Consider the following 14,561-nt stretch of genomic DNA (forward strand, 5'->3'; position numbering starts at 1 on the left):
CAGGCGGCGGCCTCGTCAATCGGACGTCAAGCCGTCCTACCCCGGCGCGGGAGGGGGTGTCAAGATCGGGTCTTGGTCCGTTCACGCGGCTGGGAGTCGGTCGCGGGCGGCCGGTTCTGCCCCTTGACCTCGGGTTCGGGGTGTTCGCGGCCGGTCGGCTCGACGTCGACGAGGTACGTGGCGGCCAACTCGTCGTAGATCGGTGTTGAACTCACATTTCGGGATACTGTCCGGCGCAGCGCTCCAGCGCTGCCCATCTCACCTGTGTGGGTTACCCATTCGGCCCTCGAAGCCGCATTTTTGCGGAAACCATCCCCGCTGTGCGGCGGTCCGGCGGCGTGCTGCATCCTGGCGCGGCCGGCTTTCGGACCCACCGGGGGAGTTCGTCGCATGAGCGCTGCGCCCGAGTACGCCATCCCGGCCACAGTGGATAGTCCGGTTCGTCCCCTGACGCCCCGATCGCGCACCGGCCGGTGGCTGCTGCGCAACCGGGTCGCCCCGGTCGGGCCGGAGAGCGCCGAGGCCCACGTCGAGCCGCAGTCCTGGTGGAAGGTGATGTGCCTGACCGGCGTGGACTACTTCTCCACGCTGTCCTACCTGCCCGGCATCGCCGCCCTCGCGGCCGGCGCGCTCTCGCCGCTGGCCACCCTGCTGATCGTGGCGCTGACCCTGCTCGGGATGCTGCCGATGTACCGGCGGGTGGCCCGGGAGAGCCCGCGCGGCCAGGGCTCGGTGGCGATGCTGGAGAACCTGCTGCCGTTCTGGCGCGGCAAGATCTTCGTGCTGGTCCTGCTCGGGTTCGTGGCCACGTCGTGGATCATCACCATCACGCTGTCCTCCGCCGACGCGACCGTGCACCTGCTGGAGAACCCGCTGGCACCCGGCTTCCTGCACGGCCACGAGGTGCTGATCACCGTGGTCCTGCTGCTGGTGCTCGGCGGGGTGTTCCTGCTCGGGTTCAGCGAGGCCGTGGGCGTGGCCATCCCGCTGGTGGCCGTCTTCCTGCTGCTCAACGCGGTCGTGGTGGGCGCCGGGGTGGTCGAGCTGATCGCCGAGCCGGTCGCCGTGCAGCGCTGGGTGGACGCGCTGACCACGCACGGCGGCGGGTTCTTCGGCGTGCTCGGCCCTGCCGTGCTGGCCTTCCCGCTGCTCGTGCTGGGCCTGTCCGGGTTCGAGACCGGCGTGAGCATGATGCCCCTGGTCGCCGCCGACGGGAAGACCGCCGAACAACGGCTTGAGTCGCGCGTGCGCAACACCCGCAAGCTGCTCACCACCGCCGCCGTGATCATGTCGGTCTACCTGATCGCCACCAGCTTCATCACCACCGTGCTGATCCCCGCCGAGGCGTTCGAGCCCGGCGGCGCGGCCAACGGGCGCGCGCTGGCCTACCTGGCCCACGAACACCTGGGCGCGGCCTTCGGGACCGCCTACGACCTCAGCAGCGTGCTGATCCTCTGGTTCGCCGGCGCGTCCGCGATGGCCGGGCTGATCAACATCGTGCCGCGCTACCTGCCCGCGTACGGCATGGCGCCCGAGTGGGGCCGCGCGGTCCGGCCGGTGGTGATCGTCTACACGGTCATCAGCGTCGCGATCACCATCGCGTTCGGGGCCGACGTGAACGCCCAGGCGGGCGCGTACGCGACCGGCATCCTGGCGATGATGGTGTCCGGCTCGGTCGCGGTCACCATCTCGGCGTGGCGGCGGGGGCAGCGCGGCGCGGGCGTCGGGTTCGCCGTGCTCACCCTCGTGCTGCTCTACGCGCTGGTGGAGAACGTCCGGGAGAAGCCGGACGGCATCGCGATCTCGGCGCTGTTCATCCTCGGCATCGTGGCCGTCTCGCTGGTGTCGCGGGTGTCCCGGACGACGGAGCTGCGCGCGGACCGGATCGAGTTCGACGAACCGGCCCGGCGGTTCGTCACCGACTCGCTGGCGCACGACGGCGCGCTGAACGTGATCGCGAACAAGCGGCAGGCCGGCGACGCCACCGAGTACCGGCTCAAGGAGGCCGCGCAGCGCGGCATGAACCCGGTCCCGGGCCGGGCGGACGTGCTGTTCCTGGAGGTCGACGTGGTCGACCCGTCGGAGTTCAGCGACGTGCTCCAGGTGCGCGGCGTGGACGTCGACGGCTTCCGGGTGCTGCGGGTGGGCAGCCCGGCGGTGCCCAACGCGATCGCCGCCGTGCTGCTCGCGCTGCGCGATACGACGGACGTGCGCCCCCATTGCTATTTCGAATGGTCCGAGGGAAACCCGCTGGCACACCTGTTCCGCTACCTGATCCTGGGCCAGGGTGACACCGCGCCGGTCGTGCGGGAGATCCTGCGCGGCAGCGAGGAGGACCCCGATCGCCGTCCGGGGATCCACGTCGGAGGCTGATCGCGGTAACGGGGTCACCCGTCCGCACGATGATGGCGTAGGCGGCCACCGCCCCCCTAGGCCGCCGGCAAGACCCGGCCGGGGCTCCACTCCCCCCAGGAGCCTCGGCCGGGCGCCCTCGCGGACCGGTGTGGACGCGGTGTCCACACCGGGACTCCGTCAGGCGGTGGGAAGTTTCACCCGGTGAGAGATCGCGTACGTGGTCATCGCGGCACCCGCCGGGCGGGCTCGCGGTGCACCGGCTGGTGCACCTCGGGCGGCGTGGGCGGTTCCGGCACCGGCAGGGTGACCGGTGCGCCGGGCTCGACCACGACGGGTTCGCCGTGGTGCGCGGTGCGCAGCGGCCCGCCGGAGACGATCCGGTAGGTCGCCTCGTCCCGGGTGATCGCGACGGAGAACCTGGTGCCCTGGAAGCACATCCGGAACGCCAGCCGGTCCAGCCCCGGTGGCAGCCGCGGCGCGAAGGTGAGCCCGCTGTGGTCGCGCATCCCGCCGAACCCGGCCACCACGCCGATCCACGCGCCCGCCAGCGACGCCATGTGCAGTCCGTTGTGGACGTTGTCGTGCAGGTCGTGCAGGTCGGTGAACGCGGCCTCGGCCAGGTAGTCGTAGGCGAGCTGGAGCGCCCCGACCTCGGCCGCCAGCACGGACTGCGTGCCGGCGGACAGTGACGAGTCGCGCACGGTCCGCGCCTCGTAGTAGGCGAAGTTCGCGGCCTTCTCGGCGGCGGTGAACGCGTCGCCCCGGACGTGCATGGCCAGCACCAGGTCGGCCTGCTTGATCACCTGCTTGCGGTACAGGTCGAAGTACGGCTTGCTGAGCAGCAGCGGGTAGTCCTCGCTCTTGGTGCCCTCGAAATCCCACTCGGCGTGCGCGGTGAACCCCTCGGCCTGCTGGTGCACGCCCAGCAGCGCGTCGAACGGGATCCGCATCCGCATCGCGGCTTCCAGCCAGCCCGCGCGCTCGTCGGGGTGCACGGCCAGCGCGGAGGCCGAGCCGGGGTTGCGCTCGCACGCCTCGGCCGCCTCGCGCAGGTTCTTCTGCGCGACCAGGTTGGTGTAGACGTTGTTGTCCACGATCGCCGAGTACTCGTCCGGCCCGGTGACCCCGTCCACCCGGAACCCGCCGTGCTTGTCGTGGTGCCCCAACGACATCCACAGCCGCGCGGTCTCCACCAGCAGCTCGGTGCCGCACTCCCGGTCGAAGTCCGCGTCGCCGGTGGCCGCGTGGTACTGCGCGACGGCGTGCGCGATGCCCCCGGACACGTGGAACGCCGCCGTGCCGGCCGGCCAGTACGCCGAGCACTCCGCGCCGTTGATGGACCGCCACGGGAACGCCGCCCCGTGCTGCCCCAGCACCTGCGCGCGCTCCCGCGCCTTGTCCACGGTGGAGTGCCGCCAGCGCAGGGCGTCCCGCGCCGCGTCGGGCACGGTGTAGGTGAGCACCGGCAGGACGAACATCTCGCTGTCCCAGAACGCGTGCCCGTCGTAGCCGGGCCCGGTGAGCCCCTTGCCGGGGATGGCCCGGGTCTCGCCGCGCGCCCCGGCCTGCAGGATGTGGAACAGCGCGAACCGCATCGCCTGCTGCAGCTCGTCGTCGCCGTCCACCTCGATGTCGGCGACCTCCCAGAAGTCGTCCAGGAACGCCTTCTGCTCGGCCAGCAGGCCCGCCCAGCCGGTCTGCCGCGCGCCCGCCAGCGCCGCGTCGACCTGCGCCCGCAGCGCGGGCACGGACCGCTGCGCCGACCACCCGTAGCCCAGGTACTTGGTCAGCCGCAGCGCGTTCCCGGCCGGCACGTCCACGGCGGCGGTGAACCGCGCCAGGTCGTCCTCGGCGTGGATCCGGCTGCGCACGCCGTCGACGGTGTCGAGTTCGTGGTCCATCCCGGCGGCGATCCGCAGCCCGGAGTTGCGGGTGTGGTGCGCCAGCACCGCCCGCCTGCCCTCCGCCCAGGAGAACTCGGCCACCAGCGGCGCGTCGAGGGCGGCGGCCACCCGGGGGTCGCCGGACCGGTGCTCCACCGGCTCGTTGGCCAGCAGGTCGGACTGCACCACCAGCTGGAGGTCTTCCTCGGGCTCCACGACGTAGTGGATCGCGGCGACCGCGCGCTGGGTGAACGACACCAGCCGCTCGCTGCGCACGGTGATCTTGCGGCCGGTGGGCGACTCCCACACCGTGCGGCGGCGCAGCGTGCCGGTCCGGAAGTCCAGTTCCCGCTCGTGCTCCAGCGCCCGGCCGTACCGCATGTCCAGCGGCGCGTCCTCCACCAGTAGCCGGATCACCTTGCCGTCGGTCACGTTCACGACCGTCTGCCCGGCCTCGGGGTAGCCGTAGCCGGCCTCGCCGTAGGGCAGCGCGTGCTCCTCGTAGAACCCGTTGAGGTACGTGCCCGGCAGGCCGCGCGGCTCGCCCTCGTCCAGCGTGCCGCGCATCCCGATGTGGCCGTTGGCCAGCGCGAAGGTCGATTCCGTCCGCCGCAGGTCCGGCACGGACAGCCCGCGCCACCGCAGCAGCCACGGCTCGACGTCGTACCCCGTCACAGCAGCTCCGCCAAGTCCTCGACCACCACGTCCGCGCCGTCGCGCCGCAGTTGTTCCGCCTGCCCGGCCCGGTCCACGCCCACCACGTGGCCGAACCCGCCCGCACGTCCCGCCCGCACCCCCGCGAGCGCGTCCTCGAACACCGCCGCCGCGCCCGGCTCGACGCCGAGCATCCGCGCGCCCGCCAGGAACGAGTCGGGCGCGGGCTTGCCCGCCAACCCGTCCCGGGTGATCACCACGCCGTCCACCAGCGCCTGCACGAACTTCGTCAGGCCGGCCGCGTCGAGCACGCGGGTGGCGTTCGCCGACGACGTCACCACGCCGATCCGGAACCGCCCGGCGGCGGCCTCCAGGTAGCGGACCGAGCCGGGGTAGGGCGTGACGCCCTCCTCGGTGATGATCGCGTCGATCAGGTCGTTCTTGCGGTTGCCGACGCCCTGCACGGTGTCCGCGTCCGGCGGGTCGTCCGGCGAGCCCTCGGCCAGCGTGATGCCCCGTGAGGCCAGGAACGACCGCACGCCGTCGTAGCGCGGCCTGCCGTCCACGTACCGGATGTAGTCCTCCTCGGTGAACGGCGGCTCGCCGCGCGGGCCGAGGAGGTCGTCGAACGTGCGCCGCCAGGCGCGGCGGTGCAGGACGGCCGTGCTGGTCAGCACGCCGTCCAGGTCGAAGAGGCAGGCGGTGGTGCCGTCCGGCAAACCGAGGTTCATGATCGGTGTCTACCCGTTCCCTTCGTGGGGTACCCGGAGATCCGGGAGGTGGTCGCACCATGGGCAAGCCGAGGGTGCTGGTCGTCGGCACGGGCTTCGCGGGCTACCACTGCCTGCGGGCGCTGGAGAAGGCGCTGCCGCCGCGCGCCGCCGACCTGGTCGCGGTCAACCCGGCCGACCACATGCTCTACGTGCCGCTGCTGCCCGAGGTGGCCGGCGGCACGCTCGACCCCCGCCGGGTCGCGGTACCGCTGCGGCCCGGACTGCCCCGGACCCGGCTCGTGCTGGCACATGCCACCAGCGTGGACCCGGACGCCCGCACGTGCACGGCAATCGACGTGGAAGGCCGCTCACAGGTGATCGGCTGGGACCGGATCGTGCTCACCGCCGGCAGCGTGACCCGGCTGCTGTCCGTGCCGGGGGTGGCCGAGCACGCGGTGGGGTTCAAGTCCGTGGCCGAGGCGGTCTACCTGCGCGACCACGTGCTGGGCCAGGTCGAGTCGGCCGAGCGGGACGGCGACGCCGCGCGCACCACGTTCGTCGTGGTCGGCGCCGGGTACACGGGCACCGAACTCGTCGCCCAGGGGCAGCGGTTGGCCGCTGCGGCGGCCCGCCGCCGCAACGTGCCGCCCATCCGGTGGGTGCTGGTCGACCAGGCGCCCAGGGTGCTGCCCGGTCTGGACGAACGGCTCTCCGGGCCCGCCTTGAAGGTGCTGCGGCGACGCGGGGTGGACGTGCGGCTCAAGACGACCGTGGCCGAGGTCACGGCCACCTGCGCGAGGCTCTCCGACGGCACCGAGATCCCGACCCGGACCGTCGTGTGGTGCGTCGGCGTGCGGCCCGACCCGCTGGTCGAGTCGGTCGGCCTGCCCGCGGTGCGGGGCCGGCTCGCGGTCGGGGCGGACCTGGCCGTACCCGGCCGGCCGGACGTGTTCGCGGCGGGCGACCTGGCGGCCGTGCCGGACGTGTTCCACGGCGGCGACCCGACCCCGATGACCGCCCAGCACGCCCAGCGCCAGGGCCGGCTCGCCGCGCACAACGTGGCCGCGTCGCTGGGTTTCGGCGCGCCCCGCGAGTACCGCCACCGCGACCTGGGGTTCGTGGTCGACCTGGCGGGTGGTCAAGCCGTGGCGAACCCGCTGCACGTGCCGTTGACCGGGTGGCCCGCGAAGGCGGTCGCCCGCGGCTACCACCTGCTCGCGATGCCGGGCAACCGGGTGCGGGTGGCGGCGGACTGGCTGACCGGCCTGCTCACCCGCCGGCAGGTCGTGCGGTTCGGGCTGGTCCCGGCGGCGGGCGTGCGGTTGGCGGACGCGGACCGGGTGGACGCCGGACCCGGGCACGGCTGAACCGACGTCCCCACTGCGGACGTCGGCGGTCACTGCCCGGCGCGGTGCGTCAGGCGGGCTTCAACGGGTCGTGCCCGATGGACATCAGGCGGTGCCGCCAGTGGGCCTCGCCGGCGGTGGGCTCCAGGTCGTCGCGGCGCTGGGCCTCCACCCGGTCCACCACCCTGCGCATCACCCGGACGTCCTCGGTGGTCAGGTCGGTCCTGCGCTTGCGCAGCACCCGGAGCACGTCCTGGCCGGTCGGGGTGCCGGCCTGGTCCGGCAGGGACTCGGACTCCTCGTCCGCCGAACGGGTGCGCAGCCAGTCCTCCAGCTCGTGGGAAGTCATGTTCACGACTCGGTGGAACTCGTCCCACAGGGTATTGCTCATGGGGGCCAGGGTTGCCGTTCCGGAACCGGTCGAAACCCCCGGTTTTCGCGCGACCGGACCGGGCCGGGGTGGCGCGGCAGGCGGGCCGCGCCGGCCCGGCCCGCCCGCTAGATCACGTCGGGGGCGAACTGCGCCTTGGACACCCCGACCGCCTCGGCCAGCTCCTCCTCCGTCGCCGTCCCGGACTCCCGGATCACGGCCTCCCACACGGCGATGGACTCCAGGTTGAACCGCTGGACCTCGGGGGAGTTGGCGGCCTCCACCGGGTCGCCGTGCGACTCGCCCGCGAGGTACAGGCCGAGCGCGAGGAAACCGCCGTCCCAGCCGGGCCCCACCCACAGCGCGCCGCTGCCGTTGGGCGCGAAGTCCAGCGGCACGGTGTGCTCCAGCTCGACCAGCGTCCGCTCCTGCTGGGCGGTCAGCCGCAGTTCCACGACGCTGTCCGGGCTGCCGAAGGTGACCCGCAGCAGCGCCGGCCGTTCGCAGGCGAGGATGTCGCCGCCCGCGTTGCCCTCCAGCTGGAACGTGCCGCCGACCGCCAGTTCGCCGCTGATCGGCAGGAACCAGCGCCTGAGCCGCTCCGGGTCGGTCAGCGCGTCCCACACGTCGTCGGCCCGCGCGTCGTAGGTGCGGCTGAGCAGCACGCCCATGGTCTCGCCCCGCCGCACGGCGCGGTGGACGGCCTTGAGCTGGTCGGCGATGTCGGTCACGGGTCTTCCTCCTTGAGTCGTCGCTCGCGCTTGCCGCGGGCGAGTTCGGTGGCCAGCGCGTCGAGGTGGTGGCTCCAGAACCGGCGGAACCGCTCCAACCACTCGTCCACCTCGCGCAGCCCCCGCTCGTCGACGGCGTAGAGCCGCCGGGTCCCCTCCGGGCGGACGCGCGCGAAGCCGTTGTCCCGGAGCACGCGCAGGTGCTGGGAGACCGCGGGCTGGGAGATGCCGAACTCGCCCCGGATCACCGCGGTGAGGTCGCCGGAGGTCCGCTCGCCGTCGGCCAGCAGCTCCAGCAGGCGGCGGCGCACCGGGTCGCCGAGAACGTCGAACGCGTGCACGACCAGCATCTTTAAGGTTCAGCTTATATAAGTCAACCCTTGAGGCATCGAAATTGTCGGACCCCCCTGGCACTATGTCGAACAGGTGTTCGGTACGCGTTCGGAAGGGAGCTTGGGATGCGCGTACAGCTGGATCCACGGCAGTGGCCGGGCCGTGTCATCCCCGAGACCGACGTCGAGATCGACACGGCCGTGGAGGCGTTCTGCCTGCGCGCGAACTGGGGTGACGCGGACCGCGCCGGTGTGCGCGCGGTCGTGGCCCCGTGGTTCGCCGAGGGGTGGAGCGTCGACGCCCTGCTCGCGGCCGTGGACAACAAGCCGGATGGCAGCAGGCAGGGCCGTCCCAGGAACCGCGACCAGGTTGCGCACGACTTCCTCCGCGCGCGGCTCTGGTCGTGGTGGCAGGGGGGCGCGCAGCGGGCGCGCCCCCCGGTCGCCGGCATGACGCTGGGCCAGTGGTGGCGGGTCAACCGCCGCAACGCCCGGCTCGTCCAGCCCCGGCCGCGCCGGCCGTTGGGCGAGGCGGGCCGGCTGGCCCAGGAGCAGTCGCGCGAGCGGGTGCGGGCCCGGCTGGCGGACCCGGTGGAGCGGTCGAGGGCGCGGGCCCGGCGGTGGCAGGAGGCGTTGGACGGCCTGTTGGTGCCGGGGCAGCGCGCGCCGACGTTCGAGGACTCGCGCAGGCTGCTGGCGGAGGTCGTCCAGGTGCCCGCGCACCCGGTGTGCCGGCGGTGCGGCTGTCGGACGGGGGTGTTGTCCCAGGCGGCTTGAAAGTGATCCGGCAGGAGGTGTGCCGCAAGGCGCTGTGCGGGGCGTGACCCTCGCCGGCTGATCGCGATCCGTTGCGGACGCGTGATTTCGTGCTGCCCTCGTGCGCCCTGCCGTGCTCTCCGCGCTCCTCGGCGCTCGCGCCGCGGACCCGTCGTACCGTGCGACGGAACTCCGTGCTGCGCAACCCCGTGCTGCCCGGACGACCGCGGATTCCGCCCGTCCTGGCATGGAGTCCACACCCTACCCCGGCGACTTCCGCGGTGTGCGCCGGGGCACACCTGCGGCACGGCACCGGTCCGCCCGCCGACCCCCGGCGTCGTTCCGGCCCGCCGGGCGCACGGCAGCGGTCCGCCCGGTGTCCCCGGGTCGGTGTCACCTGGTCAGGTGAAATGCCGTGCACGTTCCTGCGTGTACAGCCGGAACTGGTGGCATCCGGCACGGCACTTCCGGTACGAACGCCCGGTGTTGAGATCCCGAGCGTGGCGAGTTTGGCTCGTCGGCGCCCTCCTCGTGCCCGCTCTCCTTGCGGCGTCAGGGGTTTTCGCTCGTGCACGGCTGGCGGACGAAGCCGCGGCCGTCCCGCCGCCCCCGCCGGGCCGGCTCACCCTCGCGGTCCGGGCCGACGAGGTCGTGCTGGCCGGCGACGCGGCGGACGAGGGCGAGCGGCGGTCCCTCGTGGCCGCCGTCCAGTCCAAGATCACCTCCCTCCGGGTGACGGACCTCCTCACCCCGAACGGTGATCGGCTCCCCGTCCCCGTGAGCGCGGCCGCCGACCTGGCCGCCGCCGCCGTCGACGCGGGCGCGGCGGACTTCACCGCCGTCCTCGCCGGCACGACCCGGACCGCCCGCGCCACGGCCGCCGACGAGCCCCGCGCGACGGCGCTGCGCCAGGCGCTGGACCGGGCGGGCGTGCGCGACCAGGTGGTCGCGGTGGCGGCGTCGGACCTCGACCTGGCGGCGTTGCAGCGCTCGATCACCGCGATGGTGCAGAACAACGGCGGCTTCCGGTTCGAACCGGTGTCCACCGAGTGGCAGGGGCACGGCCCGGTGCTGATCGACCGGGTGGGCCGGCTGCTGCTGGCCGCGCCCAGGGCGACCATCACGCTCAACGGCCACGCCTCTCCCGAACACCCCGACCCGCGCGGACTCGCGCACCAGCGGGCGGGTCTCGTGCGCGACCTGTTCGTGGCCCAAGGCGTGCGGCCGGAGCGGATCCGGACGACCGCCACCATCGACGCCGGACCGGAGGGTTCGAGCCCCGCCGCGCGCCAGGTAGACGTCCTGATTAGCTAGGAGTGGCAGTGTTCTGGTTGTTCGCCCAGATGTTCGTCCTGTGCGCGTTCGCGTTCCTCGCCGGGGCGGTGCTCACGTGGCTGCCCCTGCGCGCCACGATCCGCGACCTGCGCGCCGAACGCGCCCACCCCGTCGTGCGCCCGGCCCTGTCCGCGACGGCGGTGATCATCCCGGAACAGCACCTGCGGACCGGCCAGGGCCACAACGGCCAGATCCGCAACGGCCGGCCGCACACCGTCGAGGCCGGGTCCACCGAAGGCCCGGCCGCCGCGGCCGCGGTGCCGCCGGCGCGCGAGACGGCGGACGAGCGCGAGGTGTCGCCGGCGCACGCGTTGCCGGGGGCCGCGAACACCGTTGCCGCGCAGGCGATCCCCGAGGAAGCCGGGTTCGAGGTCAAGGGCAGCTCGAAGTCGATGATCTTCCACACCCCCGAATCGCCGTACTTCCGGCGGATGAAGGGCGATGTCACGTTCCGGTCGGTCGAGGAGGCCGAGCGGGCGGGCTACACCCAGTGGCGTCCCAAGAGCGCGGCCTCCGCCACGCGCTGACCGCGCATCGCGGCCCGTACCGCGACGACCGTGACCGACCCCGGGGCGCGCGACCGACGCCGGGCGAGGTCGCGCGCGGGTGTCAGTCGCGCTTGTGGTTGCGGGAGATGAGTTTGCGCAGTTCGCTCTCGCCGAGCCCGCCCCAGATGCCGTAGGTCTCCTCGACGGTCAGCGCGTGGGTCCGGCACTCGGTCAGCACGGGGCACCTGGCGCAGACCTCCTTCGCGCGCGCCTCCCGCTGCTCGCGCGCCACGCCGCGCTCGTTGGGCCGGTGGAAGAACAGCGTGCTGTCCATGCCCCGGCACAGGCCCCTGAGCTGCCAGTCCCACGACTCGGCGACCGGCTGGGGCAGGCGGGAGAGTTCAGGCATGGTGATCACGTCCTGTGGTCGGGGTGACCCTGCACAGCCTAAATTCGATTCAGAATCGGTTCAACTCAAGGATGGCCTCGACGGCCCCTGAAAGCGATTCCAACCGACGCGCGCCAGGGTGCACCGCGGTCCACCCGGCCCCGCCCAGCAACACCGCGCCCCCGCGTTCCAGCAGCTCAGGAACGGGGGCCTGGCGGGCGTACCGCTCCGCGTGCGCCCACAGCACGATCACCTGTGGCGACAACAGATTCACCGCATCGAGTAACGCCGCAGCCGGTACGCGCGCACCGAGGTTCCGCGAGGCGCAGTCACGTTCGGTGAGCGCGGCGGCCAGCGCGTCCAGCGGCAGGCTGTGCTGCTCGTCCGGCGCGCACGCGAGCAGCGCGGGCAACCGCCCGTCCGCCGGCACCGGCCCCGCCCGCAGCGCCCCGGCGATCGCCGCCGACGCCAGGTGCTCGACCTCGACCCCGCTCCCGGACGCGGAAACCCGTTCCCCCAACGCGATCAGGTACGGCGCGAGCACGCCCTCCCACGCGCCGACCACGCCGTCCCGCCGGATCAACGCCGCCGCGAGCGTCGCCATCAGCGGCAGGTCCAGGCGCGACGCGGCGTGCGCGAACCCCCGGGCCTCGTCCGACTCGACGCCCGTCGCGTGCGGCCCGCCACCGAACCGCGCCCGTCGCGCCGCACCGGCCCGCGTGCGGCCGGACGGCGGTCGGGACCCGCCCGAACCCCGTGCCCCGCCCGAACCGCCGGGCAGCACGTCGCCGAGGGCCGGTGGGTCGCCCGGGGTCGTCGTCCGCGAGTCGCCGGCACCCGTCGTCGGCACTTCCGCCAGCGCGGCGGCAGCGGCCGAGGCCGGGGTGACGCCGCGACCGGTGAGCGACACCATCAGCCGCAGGCGGTCCACGTCGCGCTCGTCGTAGCGGCGGTGCCGTCCCTCCTCGCGGGTGCCGGGCCCCAGCCCGTACCGACGGTCCCACGTGCGCAGCGTGACGGGGGAGATGCCGAGCATCCGTGCGACCGCACCGGCACTCCAGTGCACCGTCCCACCGCCGTCCACCGGGAATAACGCCGGCGGGAATGGTAGCGAGGAACCCCGGATCAGGTCGGCCGGCGAACGCCGGGGGTCAGCCGACGACCCGGCGGATGGTGCTGATCGGGCCGATCGACTCGATGTCCTGGATCTTCACCGGCACGCCCTCGGTGGACGCGTGCACCGCGCGGATGCCGTCGATCGCCATCGACACGTGGGTCTGGCCCGAGTAGTAGATGACCAGGTCGCCGGGCTTGACCTCGTTGAGCGACACCTCGCGCCCGATGGTCGCCTGCCCGTAGGTGGTGCGCGGGATCGCGATGCCCGCCTCGCGGTACGCGGCCTGCATCAGGCTGGAGCAGTCCCAGGTGTTCGGGCCGTTGGAGCCGAACACGTACGGCTTGCCGCGCTGCGCGAGCGCGAACGCCATCGCCTGGCCGACCTGACCCGGCGGCAGCGGCACCTCGCCCATGTAGCCGTCGGCCCCGAGCGCGTCCCGCTCGGACCTGGGCAGCGCCCGGTAGGCGTTGCGCGCCTCGGTGATCTGCTGGTCGAGGGCCGACTTGCGCTGGTCGATGTCGGTGATCGCCTTGTCGGCGTTCGCGGCGGCGTCGGTGGCGCGGCGGGCGGCGTCGTTGGCGCTGTCGACGGCCTTGCCCAGGCCGTCCATCGCCTCGGCGTTCTCGCCGGCCAGCACGCCGAGCGCGGACATCCGGTTGAGGAAGTCCTGCTGCGAGTCGCTGACCAGGATCGCGGAGAGCTGGTTGAACCGCGCGCCCTCGAACGACGCCTCGGTGATCAGGTCGACGTGGCCGCGCAGCTCGGTCTGGGCCCGCTGTGCGGTGTCCAGGTCGCGGTGGGCCTGGTCGAGGTCGCCCTGCGCCTTGGTCAGGGCGTCCTGGGCGCGCAGGTGCTCCTCGTTGAGCTTCTCCGCCTCCATGGCGAGGTCGTTGTACTTCTTCAACGCCTCGGAGGCGTTGGGAGGTACCGGGTCGGCCGCGGCCTGCGGCAGGGACAGTCCTCCCACCAGCGCGAACACGGCGGAGGCCGCCAGTGCCGCGCGGACGGTGCGCTGAACGGGGTACGACGCCACGGTCGCGCGGTCCTCCCTTGAAACCGGGTAGCCCGAACGGGTTACCCCCATCCAGGTCTCGGACAGGTTACGGAACGGGGACCCGTTCGTCTATCAGGGGTCCCCGTTCCGCCGGTCAGCCGGCGACCTTCAGCATGCCCTGCATCTCGCCGATCTCGGCTTCCTGGCCGTCCACGATCCGCTGCGCCAGGTCCTTGGCGGGCTGGTGGCGGCCCTCGGCCAGCTCGGTGCGGGCCATCTCGACGGCGTCTTGGTGGTGCACGATCATCAGCTCCAGGAACTTGCGGTCGAACCGGTCGCCGGTCAGCGGTTCCAGGTCGGAGCCGCCACCGTGCGCGCCGTGGCCGGCGGGCGAACCCGCCTTCCACTCCGCCAGCCACCCGGTCAACGCCCGGATCTCGGGCTCCTGCGCCTTCTCGATGCGGCCGGCCAGCGCCAGCAGTTCGGGGTTCCCGGTGCGTCCGGCGGCGAGCTTCGCCATGTCCAGCGCGCCCTGGTGGTGGGGGATCATCTCGCGCGCGAACGTCACGTCCGCGTCGTTGTGGACGGGGGCCTGCGCGGCGGGTGCTTCGGCACCGCACGCGGCCAGCACGAAGGAGGTCAGGGCGGCCAGCGCCCCGACCAGGGTTTTCCTGATCATCGTCGGAAGGTCCTTTGTCGGAGGTGAGTGCTCTGCGCGGGGCGCGGGCGACTCACAACCTCAGGACGCAGAGGGAATCGAGCAGCGAACCGGACGGCGGCGGCGCGCGCGGGGTGCTCTCCCGGCGCGGCGCGGACCGCAGCCACTCGGCGGCGGTGACCCGCCGGACCAGCAGCAGCCCGAGCGCGATCAGCACGGCCAGCACCACCAGGCACAGGTGCAGGATGTCGTGATCCCCGTGCGGCTGCGGCACGTCGTGGCTCTCGGACGCCACCACGGCGGTGGGCGCCACCGGCTCCTGGGCGATGTGGTGCATGCCGACCAGCGCGAACGCGACCGCGCACACCAGTACCCACCAGAGGGAGCGCCGGCGGGTGATCACGGCGGTCACCATACCCGGTGGGGGTTTCGCCCGACCGC

General features: G+C 73.3%; 16 protein-coding genes. 5 read left to right on the top strand and 11 right to left on the bottom strand.

What is annotated here, in order from left to right:
- Positions 1–59: 59 nt before the first annotated feature.
- Positions 60–215 (bottom strand): hypothetical protein, encoded by a 156-nt coding sequence (locus tag AC0HI0_RS00830; protein WP_480930280.1) that lies wholly within the window; start codon positions 213–215, stop codon positions 60–62.
- A 175-nt stretch (positions 216–390) separates the two neighbouring features.
- Here AC0HI0_RS00830 and AC0HI0_RS00835 point away from each other — a divergent pair, with 175 nt between their 5' ends.
- Positions 391–2,373 carry an APC family permease gene (locus tag AC0HI0_RS00835; RefSeq protein ID WP_480930281.1) on the top strand — a complete coding sequence of 661 codons (1,983 nt, stop codon included), beginning with the start codon at positions 391–393 and terminating at the stop codon, positions 2,371–2,373.
- Positions 2,374–2,576: 203 nt separating this feature from the next.
- Here AC0HI0_RS00835 and AC0HI0_RS00840 read toward each other — a convergent pair whose 3' ends face one another.
- Together AC0HI0_RS00840 and AC0HI0_RS00845 are read right to left on the bottom strand one after the other, a co-directional pair.
- Positions 2,577–4,913, bottom strand: coding sequence for a glycoside hydrolase family 65 protein (locus AC0HI0_RS00840; RefSeq protein ID WP_480930282.1), 2,337 nt, complete (start codon positions 4,911–4,913; stop codon positions 2,577–2,579).
- On the bottom strand, positions 4,910–5,623 hold the full coding sequence (locus tag AC0HI0_RS00845) for an HAD family hydrolase (protein WP_480930283.1): 714 nt from the start codon (positions 5,621–5,623) through the stop codon (positions 4,910–4,912). The genes AC0HI0_RS00840 and AC0HI0_RS00845 overlap by 4 nt, the downstream gene beginning before the upstream one ends.
- 59 nt (positions 5,624–5,682) lie before the next feature.
- Here AC0HI0_RS00845 and AC0HI0_RS00850 point away from each other — a divergent pair, with 59 nt between their 5' ends.
- Positions 5,683–6,972: an NAD(P)/FAD-dependent oxidoreductase gene (locus tag AC0HI0_RS00850; RefSeq protein WP_480930284.1), complete on the top strand. Its 1,290-nt coding sequence runs from the start codon at positions 5,683–5,685 to the stop codon at positions 6,970–6,972.
- Between the two features lie 49 nt (positions 6,973–7,021).
- Here the strand turns inward: AC0HI0_RS00850 and AC0HI0_RS00855 are convergent, their stop codons facing one another.
- The 3 genes from AC0HI0_RS00855 to AC0HI0_RS00865 form a co-directional block, all read right to left on the bottom strand.
- A complete protein-coding gene (locus AC0HI0_RS00855; RefSeq protein ID WP_480930285.1) occupies positions 7,022–7,342 on the bottom strand; it encodes a DUF3140 domain-containing protein in 321 nt (106 codons plus the stop codon).
- Positions 7,343–7,449: 107 nt separating this feature from the next.
- Positions 7,450–8,052 (bottom strand): SRPBCC family protein, encoded by a 603-nt coding sequence (locus tag AC0HI0_RS00860; protein ID WP_480930286.1) that lies wholly within the window; start codon positions 8,050–8,052, stop codon positions 7,450–7,452.
- Positions 8,049–8,393 carry an ArsR/SmtB family transcription factor gene (locus AC0HI0_RS00865; protein ID WP_480934226.1) on the bottom strand — a complete coding sequence of 115 codons (345 nt, stop codon included), beginning with the start codon at positions 8,391–8,393 and terminating at the stop codon, positions 8,049–8,051. The genes AC0HI0_RS00860 and AC0HI0_RS00865 overlap by 4 nt, the downstream gene beginning before the upstream one ends.
- Before the next feature lie 117 nt (positions 8,394–8,510).
- Here AC0HI0_RS00865 and AC0HI0_RS00870 point away from each other — a divergent pair, with 117 nt between their 5' ends.
- From AC0HI0_RS00870 to AC0HI0_RS00880, 3 genes are all read left to right on the top strand, one after another.
- Complete coding sequence (locus AC0HI0_RS00870; RefSeq protein WP_480930287.1) at positions 8,511–9,161, top strand: hypothetical protein; 651 nt, start codon at positions 8,511–8,513, stop codon at positions 9,159–9,161.
- A gap of 510 nt (positions 9,162–9,671) precedes the next feature.
- Positions 9,672–10,454, top strand: coding sequence for an OmpA family protein (locus AC0HI0_RS00875; protein ID WP_480930288.1), 783 nt, complete (start codon positions 9,672–9,674; stop codon positions 10,452–10,454).
- Positions 10,455–10,462: 8 nt separating this feature from the next.
- Positions 10,463–11,002, top strand: a complete 540-nt coding sequence (locus AC0HI0_RS00880; protein ID WP_480930289.1) for a sunset domain-containing protein — start codon at positions 10,463–10,465, stop codon at positions 11,000–11,002.
- An 82-nt stretch (positions 11,003–11,084) separates the two neighbouring features.
- Here AC0HI0_RS00880 and AC0HI0_RS00885 read toward each other — a convergent pair whose 3' ends face one another.
- From AC0HI0_RS00885 to AC0HI0_RS00905, 5 genes are all read right to left on the bottom strand, one after another.
- Positions 11,085–11,372 (bottom strand): WhiB family transcriptional regulator, encoded by a 288-nt coding sequence (locus AC0HI0_RS00885; protein ID WP_480930290.1) that lies wholly within the window; start codon positions 11,370–11,372, stop codon positions 11,085–11,087.
- Positions 11,373–11,421: 49 nt separating this feature from the next.
- Entirely contained in the window at positions 11,422–12,435 is a 1,014-nt protein-coding gene (locus tag AC0HI0_RS00890; protein WP_480930291.1) for a MerR family transcriptional regulator, read from the bottom strand.
- A gap of 67 nt (positions 12,436–12,502) precedes the next feature.
- A complete protein-coding gene (locus tag AC0HI0_RS00895) occupies positions 12,503–13,501 on the bottom strand; it encodes a C40 family peptidase (protein WP_480930292.1) in 999 nt (332 codons plus the stop codon).
- Positions 13,502–13,616: 115 nt separating this feature from the next.
- Positions 13,617–14,141, bottom strand: a complete 525-nt coding sequence (locus AC0HI0_RS00900) for a DUF305 domain-containing protein (RefSeq protein WP_480930293.1) — start codon at positions 14,139–14,141, stop codon at positions 13,617–13,619.
- Between the two features lie 52 nt (positions 14,142–14,193).
- Positions 14,194–14,523 carry a hypothetical protein gene (locus AC0HI0_RS00905; protein WP_480930294.1) on the bottom strand — a complete coding sequence of 110 codons (330 nt, stop codon included), beginning with the start codon at positions 14,521–14,523 and terminating at the stop codon, positions 14,194–14,196.
- Positions 14,524–14,561: the final 38 nt, after the last annotated feature.

It is taken from the genome of Saccharothrix sp. NBAS 001 (assembly GCF_056640475.1).